This is a genomic window from Malonomonas rubra DSM 5091 (assembly GCF_900142125.1).
In the GTDB taxonomy this organism is placed as follows: domain Bacteria; phylum Desulfobacterota; class Desulfuromonadia; order Desulfuromonadales; family Geopsychrobacteraceae; genus Malonomonas; species Malonomonas rubra.
The window spans coordinates 17,272-26,489 of record NZ_FQZT01000003.1 but is presented as its reverse complement, the minus strand read 5'-3'; the positions used below and the strand labels follow the sequence as shown (position 1 = coordinate 26,489).

Below are 9,218 nucleotides of genomic sequence, written 5' to 3'. Positions count from 1 at the left end.
TCGCTAACCCCCTTTGCTTTTATGGAGCCGATGATCGGAGTTGAACCGACTACCTGATCATTACGAGTGAACTGCTCTACCAAATGAGCTACATCGGCCTAAGTATTTGTAAATATTTATTTTTTTGTTTTATTTGGTTCTGCCGCTCTCGATCAGCTGTGGTGCTGACTTGATTTAGTGGCATAACCTCTTAACCTCTTAAAAGTTCAGCACTTCGCCACTCTGACCCAAGATTTCTACCAACTGAGCTAGGGTGGCAAAGAGGTTTGAATATTTACCTTAATTCGATATCGGAGTCAATTTCTTATCGGTGAATGTTTTGCGAGGAAACAGGAAAGACAGGTGGTTGCAAAAGTGCTACTCTGAGGCGTAGACTGGTGATCAAACCTTTCTTGGAGCGCAGGGATGGAGAAGAAAAAATCGGATTCAGCAGATGTGACCCCGACCGAAGCCATTTTGGAGAGTATCTCCGATGGTGTCTTTACTGTCGATCTGCAATGGCGTATTACATCGTTCAACCGTGCGGCAGAAGAGATCACGGGCGTGCCACGCCATGATGCCGTTGGCCAACTCTGCTCCGAAGTCTTCCGCTCCAGCATGTGTGGCCCGGGCTGCCCTTTGAAGAAGACGTTGCAGACCGGTAAACCGAGCATCGGCAGCTCCGGTTATATTATCGACGCCGATGGTAACCGCATCCCGACCAGTATTTCCACGGCGGTGCTGCGCGATGCTGACGGAAAGGTGATCGGCGGGGCAGAAACCTTTCGCGACCTGTCGGAGGTGGAAGCGTTGCGGCAGGAGCTGGAAGGTAATTACCGGGTCGGCGAACTGACCAGTCGCAGCCCCTTGATGCAACGCCTGTTTGAAGTTCTTCCTGCCATCGCTGCCAGCCCCAGTACGGTGCTGGTACTGGGTGAAACTGGCACCGGTAAAGAGGTGATGGCTCGCACCATTCATGCGCTCAGCGCGCGCAGCGAAGGCCCTTTTGTTGCCGTCAACTGTGGGGCGCTGCCCGACACACTGCTTGAATCGGAGCTGTTCGGGTACAAAAAGGGCGCTTTCACTGGTGCCCAGAAAGACAAACCGGGACGTTTTACCTTGGCGCGTGGTGGAACCATCTTCCTCGATGAGATCGGTGAGATCAGCCCGGCTCTGCAGGTGCGTTTGCTGCGCGTTCTGCAGGAGCGCAGCTTCGAGCCGCTCGGTGCAACCCGTTCCGAGATCGCCGATGTGCGGGTGATTGTCGCGACCAACAAGGATCTGGCCGAGTTGGTCAAACAGGGCCTTTTCCGCGAAGATCTTTACTACCGGGTCAACGTGGTGCGGCTCGAATTGCCGCCGCTGCGGCGGCGCAAAGAAGACGTTCCTCTGTTGGTGGAGCAGTTTATCTCTCACTTTAACCGTCTACAGCAGAAAAATGTTCAAGGAATCGCCGCTGAGGCACTTTCGCTACTGATGGCACATCATTGGCCCGGCAACATCCGCGAGCTGGAAAACAGCATCGAGCGGGCATTCATCCTCTGCAGCCATGGACTGATCGATATTTCTCACCTGCCGGCAGAGTTAACCGGTCAGCGCGCAGAATCTGCAGCCGATGCTGATCTGCGCAGCGCTCGTGCCGCTCTCGACGCCCAGGCGATTCTCGCAGCCCTGGAACGGAACGGTTTCAACCGGCTGGCCGCGGCACGTGAACTCGGTATCCATAAAACCACCCTGTTCCGGCGCATGAAGAAGCTTGACATTCCCCTGCCGGAACGAGACGGCCGCACACGCAATTCTTCTTGAAGGGTCGCTTTTTTGCACCTCTGTTTGTCCAGTAGGGTTGCAAATATGCAGTCAAGTGGCTTTCATTCTTCTCTCGCCTTTCTCTGAATATCTCTTTTATTACAAGTGTTTATGATTGGTTGAGCGCTTTTTTCAAGTTGGCTCTTCTTTTGCTCTTTAAAACCGTAGCAGCAGAAAATCGGGCGGTGGAAAAGGAGCAACCTGAATGAAAGTCGCATTCTCATACTGGGATCAGCGCATCTCACCGGTTTTTGATAACAGCCGCCGAATATTGCTGGTGGAGACTGAGATGGGGCGCATTGTCGCCCGGGAAAGACTGACCCTGGCTGCGGCAACCCCTGCCCAGCGCTGTATGCAGCTGGTTGAACTGGGAGTTAACGCGCTGGTTTGTGGGGCGATCTCAAAACCGCTGCAAAACATGATCAGCGCTTACGGTGTTCAGGTTATTCCTTTTGTCGCAGGGGAGTTGCAGCAGGTGCTGCAAGGTTGGCAGGAAAATCGGCTGGAAACGGAAGATTTCAGGATGCCAGGTTGCCGCTGCTCCGGTGGAACAGGAAAAGGGCGAAATATGCGCCAGTCGAAGGGACTCGGAATGAGAAGAGGCCGAGAAAACACATTTTGGAGATGAAAGGAGATCGTTATGCCTGGAAGAGACAGAACAGGACCAGAAGGAATGGGAGCAATGACCGGGTTGGGCGCAGGATACTGCGGAAGTAAACGAACAGCTGGCGGAATTGTCGCAGGCCGTGGTTGGCAGTGTGGCGGCGTTCGAGGTGGACGCAACGCTTTTGGCGGTCGGGGCCGGCGCAACATGTTTTATGCCACTGGTCAGCCCGGTTGGCGAAGCAGTGGATGGGACGTTGTCGCTTCCCCGGAATTGGAAGCGCAGGCACTGGAAAATCAGGCTGCGGCCTTGGAAGAGGAGTTAGCGATAGTTAAAAAGAGACTGGCTGATGTCGAGAAAGATACCGAAGCATAACCGGCTGATCGATTCGTGGCAGAAATGAAATGCTGGTGAAGTGTCCCGGATGTTAGCCAGTCAAAAAAACGTGCCTTTCGTTGCAGACCCAGAGACGCAGCGGAAGGCGCGATATTGTGAGGGAGTGCAGATATGACGAAAAAAGAAGATGGATACACCTATTTATACGGGCCGGTACCGTCTCGCCGGCTTGGGCGTTCCCTCGGAATCGATATGGTGCCTTATAAAGTCTGCTCGTACGACTGTATTTACTGCCAGCTTGGGCGCACTACCGATTTGACCCTCAGGCGACGGCGTTACGTCCCGGCTGAAAAAATTGTCGAGGAACTGAAGCGGAAACTGGCAGCCGGTGCTCGGCCCGACTATATCAGTCTGGCCGGTTCCGGAGAGCCAACGTTGAATTCGGATCTGGGTGTTTTGATCAGAGAGATAAAGCAGCTGACCGATATTCCGGTCGCGGTCCTGACCAACGGGTCTCTGCTGTGGATGCCTGACGTGCAGGATGAGTTGATGCAGGCCGATCTGGTTGTTCCCTCTCTCGATGCCGGCAGCAGTGCGTTGTTCCGTTACGTGAACCGGCCCCAAAAAGAGCTGTCTTTCGAGCAGATGGTCGATGGACTGGTCACTTTTGCTCAACGATTCGAAGGTGAAATTCATCTGGAAGTCTTGTTACTTGCCGGGGTGACGGGAATTGAGTCGGAAGTCATGAAAATCGCAGAGCTCAGTGGCCGGATCGGTGCAACCAGGGTGCAGCTGAACAGCGTTGACCGGCCACCGGTGGAGAACTTCGCTTTTCCGGTTGCCAAGGCGCAGCTGGAAAAATTCGCCAAACTTTTCCCCGGCAACTGCGAAATTATCAGCGATCCCCTGCCGCAGGTGGTGCAGCCGCTTGGACTGTCTCCGGTGCGCGAAGCAGAAGTGCTGGCTCTGCTCAGTCGTCGCCCCTGCACGTCTCAGGATGTCGCTGCGGGCTTGGGCATCCACAATATGGAAGCGCTCAAGCTCCTTTCTGATCTGTACAAAGTGGGCAAGCTGACAACCAGCATGCGCGATGACCATTTGTTTTATTCCGCTGTTGAACACGAACAGCAGTACGAAGTTTTGTCTGGCCAATCGGCCTGCCGGGTGTAATGCCGTAATAATCAGGAGGATGATAGAAATGGCTGTAGAAGGACTGGAGGGATATTCCCCCATCGCTTGTGAATATGCGAACAACCCACGCAATGTGGGGCCTCTCAATGTATTTAATGCTTATGCCAAAGTCAAAGGCGACTGTGGCGACACAATGGAATTCTGGCTTTTCGTGCAGGAGGGTGTGCTGAAGAAAGCAGCGTTTGCGACGGATGGCTGCGCACCATCCCGCGCATGTGGCGGCATGCTGACGGTTCTTGCCGAGGGCAAACCGATGAAAAAAGTGAAAGAACTGCAGGCAGAGGATATTCTCGATGCTCTGGGGGAGGTTCCGCAGGCCGCAGAACATTGTGCTTTGCTGGCAGTAGAAAGTTTAACAGCAGCCTGTCGAAACTATCAGCAGCAGCGCGGAGCGGCTTGTCCTTCAAATCAAAGCCCGCAGAAGCAGAATGACATGCAGGAGTCACAGGATCGGCTGCAGGCCCGGCTCGGCCGCATCAAACACAAGACCGCTGTCCTGTCCGGCAAGGGAGGTGTCGGCAAGAGTACAGTCGCTGTTAACCTGGCAATGGCGCTGCGTGAGGCCGGGAATAAAGTCGGTCTGCTCGATGTTGATATCCATGGCCCGAGTGTTCCGACCATGCTCGGTGTCGAAGGGAAACTGCTTGATGGCAATGCCGACGGTTTATTGCCGATCGATTGCGATGGTCTGAAAGTGATGTCGGTCGGTTTTCTGCTGACAAATCAAGATGATGCTGTAATCTGGCGCGGGCCACGGAAAATGGGAGTGATTGAGCAGTTTCTGAAAGATGTCGTTTGGGGCGATCTCGATTACCTAATTATCGATTCGCCTCCGGGAACCGGGGATGAGCCTCTGTCGGTCTGTCAGTTGATCGGCTCACTGGATGGGGCGGTGATTGTGACAACGCCGCAAAAAGTGGCTGCGGTTGATGTGCGTAAGTCGATTACTTTCTGTCGTCAATTGGATGTGCCCGTTCTCGGTGTGGTCGAGAACATGAACGGTTTTGTCTGTCCCAAGTGTGGTGAAATTACGCATATTCTGTCCTCCGGCGGTGGGGCTAAAATTGCCAGCGATATGAAAGTTCCGTTCCTCGGCTCCCTGCCAATCGACCCTAGGGTCGCTGTTGCTGGCGACAGTGGAACTCCATTTGTTCGTCATCACGCGGAGTCCGCAACGGCGGAAATTATGCGCGACATCATGCAGCCGATCGCCGGGTTGAACCAGAAGCATAATCTGGATAAAGCTGAAAACGGATAACCCTGGGAGGGGGATGGCCATCCGGGCTGAAGCCCGGCCTGGATGGCTGTGTTGTCAAATTTACTGGCGATCGACCCAGTCCACATTCACCAGCACATTGCCCTCAAATTCCAGGCGATAATAGACATTATTCGATTTAATGATCCATTCCTCGATTTTCATCACCCGAATCCGCTCGTCACGCTGCTCGCGGTCGATGTAGCCGATCACTTCCCGCGAAACCGGTGGGCCGCAGGCAAGCAGGACTTTGTATTTGTAATCGCCCTCAGCGACAAGTTTGCTGCCACAGCGCAGGGCAAAGGAATCTGTTGCCGGCAGACTCAGGACAACAGCAGTCAGGATGTAGAAAAAAGCAGTTTTCATTCGGGGCTCCGTGTTGGTTTGTCACGGAAAGTATACTGCTAAGTTTCCCGGTTTTGTACCGGGAATTTCCAGCTGGTTGAAATAAGCGGTTTTCCTCAGTTTGCCGATCTTGACAGAACCTGAGGACTTGGTTGATATAAATATATTGATTCTCGAATGTATATGCTGTAGTTTTGTCCCTCAAAGTTCTTCCGATGATTTTGCAATAAATTCCATGTAAAAAAATGTGAGGCGATATGACAAACAGAACAACAACGCAGAAAGTTTCCCCACTGATTGAGCGTTTCAACATGCTCTGGTTCATCATGGCCCTTGGTTTCGGTGGCACATCTGTCGCCGGTTTCGCTTTTCTCAATAACACCTTGGAGCGAAACCCGCCGATGAAGGGGATGCTTTACCTCGAAGTCATCAATGATTTCGCCGCAAAGGTGGGGGGCGGGATGACGTTTCTGGCCAATTATATGAAGGGGCACATGCTGTTTTTCGGGGCCCTGCATATTGTCGCCCTGATCGGCTGCTTCTGGCTCTATTATCGCTGGCGTAAGCTTTACCCGGAAAAGTACCGCGAGCTGCTCAACGATACGTCACGTAACTCGGTGCTGATCTCGCCGGTTCTCGCTTCCGGCATGGCGTTTAACGTGTCTCTGGTTCTCGGCTATGTCTTTGTCCCCTGGATGCGTGAGAACATGGAGATGCTGCTGCCGATCGCTTCGGCCGTCTATTTTCTCCTCTGGCTCTGGACCTTGCTGACCGCCATCCGCCTGCAGGCCATCGCGCTGCAGAAGGGCTTTGATGTCGACAAGATGCACTTCGGCTGGTTGCTGGTGCCTTTCGCCATGGGGATGACCGCAGTGACGGGGACCGGTATCGCTTATCTGGCCCATGGTGGGTTGGCGGATTTTGTTTTTATCCTGTCGCTGGTTCTTTTCACGATGGCATTTTTCCTCTTACTGGTGAAAGTTTTCAGCCTGTTCCGCTCGCACTACGCCAGCGGCCTGCCGCAGAAGATTGAATTTCTGCCGGCGTTTTTCATCGTCATGCCGATTATTACCCTGCTGACGATTTCGCTGCTGCGTTATGGCTACTACTTCCAGCACAAATTTCACACCAAGCTGCCGGATGCCGTTTTTGCAATGGTCGTCTCAACCGGCATCGCGCTGATGACCTGGTACCTTTTGCTCGGCCTCTTCATGCTGCGTGATTATTTCAAGAACAACCTGTTCAGCATGCAGTATTTCGACGAATCGCAGTGGGGCCTGATCTGTCCGATGGTCGCTTATGGGGTGCTGACCACCTTTGTCTACAAGCATGCCCTTGCCTACACGGCGACCCAGGCTGTGGCTCTGCTGTTTATGCTGCTCGATGTGGTGATTCTTTTTTCGATGATCTACCGGCAATATCTCAAATTGAAAGGGGATATCGCCCCTGCTGATTAAACAGCGGCCGCTCTTTTGGCTCGACTGCTGAGAATCGCATTGGCTGAATAAACCGCAAGCCCTGCCCAGATGAACAGGAAACTGGTGAGTTGACTGGAGGAGAAGGGTTCCCGGTAGACGCCGATGGCAAGCAGAAAGTGCAGGCTGGGGGTGATATATTGCAGAAAGCCGATGGTGGTCAGCTGCAGCCGCCGGGCGGCGGCGACGAACAGCAGTAGCGGGATGGCCGTGACGACGCCGGAGAGCGGCAACAGGATGTCGAGTCGTATCTCTCCGCTAAGGAAGTGTCCCTGTAGACCGTTGCCGAGGAAAATGATGTAGCAGAGGGCGATTGGTGCCAGCAGACTGGTCTCGACGGTCAGACCGACGGTCGCGTCAACTCGGGCCAGTTTGCGCAGTAGCCCGTAGCAGCCGAAAGAGAATGCCATTATCAGCGCCAGCCAGGGAATCTGGCCGTGTTGGAACGTCAGGTTGAAAACACCGGCGGTTGCCAGCAGCAAACTTAAGGTTTGCCATCGATTGAGTCGTTCCCGCAGGAAAATGAAACCGAGCAGGACGCTGATCAGCGGCGTGATGAAGTAGGCGAGACTTGATTGCAGCACTTCGCCGCGTTCAATGGCAAACAGGAAGGTCAGCCAGTTTCCCGAGATCAGCAGGGTTGATATGAACAGAGTCAGTAGTGTCCCTCGATCCCTGATGGTTGTCAGGATACTGCTGAACTGGTGCCTGAAAATCAGCAAGCCGCAGAGGAATACCGCCGACCAGAAAATCCGGTGGCTGACAATCTCCAGCGGTGCCGCACCGTGCAGCGCTTTGAAGAAGACCGGAAAAGAGCCCCAGATGGTGTAGGCAATGATGCCGTAAAGGACATCTTGCCGAGAATTGTCGGGATTGCTGTTTGGCATCCGGGGAATCTGCGCCTGTTAGCGGAAAAAGGCAAGCGGCAATTATGCTTGCTTGCCTTGTGGCAGAAAAAGAGAAATTCCCCCGGCAATCAGTACGAACCCCGCCGAAACCCAGAGACAGCCGACCAGCCCCGCCAGTTGAAAAACAATCCCCGACAGCAGGGTGCCGACAAGCCGCCCGGCGGCGTTGGCCATGTAGTAGAAGCCAACATTCAGCGCCGCCTGATCGGCTTCGGTGTAAGCCAGGATCAGGTAGGAATGAACTGAGGAGTTGACGGCAAAGATCAGTCCGAACAACGCCAGTCCGGCAACCACGGTCAGCCAAGGGGAGAGTCCGAGCATCACGCCAATGGCGATCAGCACGGTCAGGCCGGCCAGGGCAAAAGCGCCGTTAGTGGCGGTGCCACCGCGCGGTGTGCCGTCGCCGAGCACCGTTTTCAGCAGCTTCGGAGCCAGTGCCTGCACGCCGCCGTAGCCGATCACCCAGAGGGCGAGGAAGCCGCCGACCTGGGTGTGGCTCCAGCCGAGACTGGCAGAAAGAAACACTGGCAGGCCGACCACGAACCAGATATCGCGTGAGCCGAACAGGAACAGGCGCGCTGCCGAGAGCAGGTTGATGTCGCGGCTTTTTGATAAAATGACTGAGAACTTGGTTTTCTTTTTCGCCATGCCGATTTCACCCGGCAGTGAAACCATCGTCCCCGCTAGCACCAGCAGCAGTCCCGCCGACATTAGCCAAAGAGAAACACGGAAACCGAACAGCGTCAGCAGCAGACCACCAAGGAAGAAACCGGCACCTTTGAGCGCGTTCTTCGAGCCGGTCAGCACCGCCACCCATTTGAACAGGGCGCTGTCGGCATCTTCCGGCACCAGCACCTTTATGGCACTTTTGCTGCTCATCTTGGTCAGGTCTTTGGCGATGCCGGAGAGTGCCTGCAGGCCCATGACAAAGCAGACTGACAGCAACGCCGGCCACTCTGGATCAAGCAGGCCGAGGGCAAAAAGCGCCACGATTTGCAACGCCAGCCCGCTGAACAGGGTCACCTTCAGTCCCATGTGCGAACCGATCCAACCACCGATCAGGTTGGTGAGCACACCGCAGAACTCGTAAAGCAGAAACAGAAAAGCGATCTGCACTGCGCTGTAGCCGAGGTCGTGAAAGTGCAACAACACCAGCATGCGCAGAGCGCCGTCGGTGAGGGTGAAGCCCCAGTAGGCAGCGGTGACGAGGCTGTAGTTTTTGATGTCGGTCATGGGTCCGTCGCTGAAAAATTCCCTTCTCCCCAAGGGAGAAGGTGGCCGAAGGCCGGATGAGGGGGCATTTGAGCGCCCCTCACCTT

9 protein-coding genes and 1 tRNA gene are annotated in these 9,218 nt (G+C 54.5%); 6 read left to right on the top strand and 4 right to left on the bottom strand.

Features of this window, described 5'->3' with window-relative positions; translation table 11 throughout:
* Positions 1-22: 22 nt before the first annotated feature.
* A tRNA-Thr gene (locus BUB13_RS05215) sits at positions 23-98 on the bottom strand.
* 307 nt (positions 99-405) lie between these two features.
* On the opposite strand from BUB13_RS05215, the gene BUB13_RS05210 reads away from it, so the two are divergent.
* The 5 genes from BUB13_RS05210 (at position 406) to BUB13_RS05190 (ending at position 5,174) form a co-directional block, all read left to right on the top strand.
* The gene (locus BUB13_RS05210) at positions 406-1,785 is read left to right on the top strand and encodes a sigma-54 interaction domain-containing protein (RefSeq protein ID WP_072906395.1); all 1,380 of its coding nucleotides are present in this window, start codon (positions 406-408) and stop codon (positions 1,783-1,785) included.
* A gap of 205 nt (positions 1,786-1,990) precedes the next feature.
* Positions 1,991-2,413 (top strand): NifB/NifX family molybdenum-iron cluster-binding protein, encoded by a 423-nt coding sequence (locus BUB13_RS05205; protein WP_072906393.1) that lies wholly within the window; start codon positions 1,991-1,993, stop codon positions 2,411-2,413.
* Between the two features lie 12 nt (positions 2,414-2,425).
* Positions 2,426-2,764 carry a DUF5320 domain-containing protein gene (locus BUB13_RS05200; protein WP_072906391.1) on the top strand — a complete coding sequence of 113 codons (339 nt, stop codon included), beginning with the start codon at positions 2,426-2,428 and terminating at the stop codon, positions 2,762-2,764.
* Positions 2,765-2,896: 132 nt separating this feature from the next.
* On the top strand, positions 2,897-3,895 hold the full coding sequence (locus BUB13_RS05195) for a radical SAM protein (protein WP_072906390.1): 999 nt from the start codon (positions 2,897-2,899) through the stop codon (positions 3,893-3,895).
* 28 nt (positions 3,896-3,923) lie between these two features.
* Complete coding sequence (locus tag BUB13_RS05190) at positions 3,924-5,174, top strand: P-loop NTPase (RefSeq protein WP_072906389.1); 1,251 nt, start codon at positions 3,924-3,926, stop codon at positions 5,172-5,174.
* Positions 5,175-5,234: 60 nt separating this feature from the next.
* Here the strand turns inward: BUB13_RS05190 and BUB13_RS05185 are convergent, their stop codons facing one another.
* Positions 5,235-5,537, bottom strand: coding sequence for a DUF2845 domain-containing protein (locus BUB13_RS05185; protein ID WP_072906388.1), 303 nt, complete (start codon positions 5,535-5,537; stop codon positions 5,235-5,237).
* 236 nt (positions 5,538-5,773) lie between these two features.
* On the opposite strand from BUB13_RS05185, the gene BUB13_RS05180 reads away from it, so the two are divergent.
* On the top strand, positions 5,774-6,973 hold the full coding sequence (locus BUB13_RS05180; protein ID WP_072906387.1) for a TsoY family (seleno)protein: 1,200 nt from the start codon (positions 5,774-5,776) through the stop codon (positions 6,971-6,973).
* On the opposite strand, the gene rarD is transcribed toward BUB13_RS05180, so the two are convergent.
* Complete coding sequence (rarD, locus tag BUB13_RS05175; protein ID WP_072906386.1) at positions 6,970-7,878, bottom strand: EamA family transporter RarD; 909 nt, start codon at positions 7,876-7,878, stop codon at positions 6,970-6,972. The two genes, BUB13_RS05180 and rarD, sit on opposite strands and share 4 nt — an antisense overlap.
* 42 nt (positions 7,879-7,920) lie before the next feature.
* On the bottom strand, positions 7,921-9,132 hold the full coding sequence (arsJ, locus tag BUB13_RS05170) for an organoarsenical effux MFS transporter ArsJ (RefSeq protein ID WP_072906384.1): 1,212 nt from the start codon (positions 9,130-9,132) through the stop codon (positions 7,921-7,923).
* Positions 9,133-9,218 lie beyond the last annotated feature (86 nt).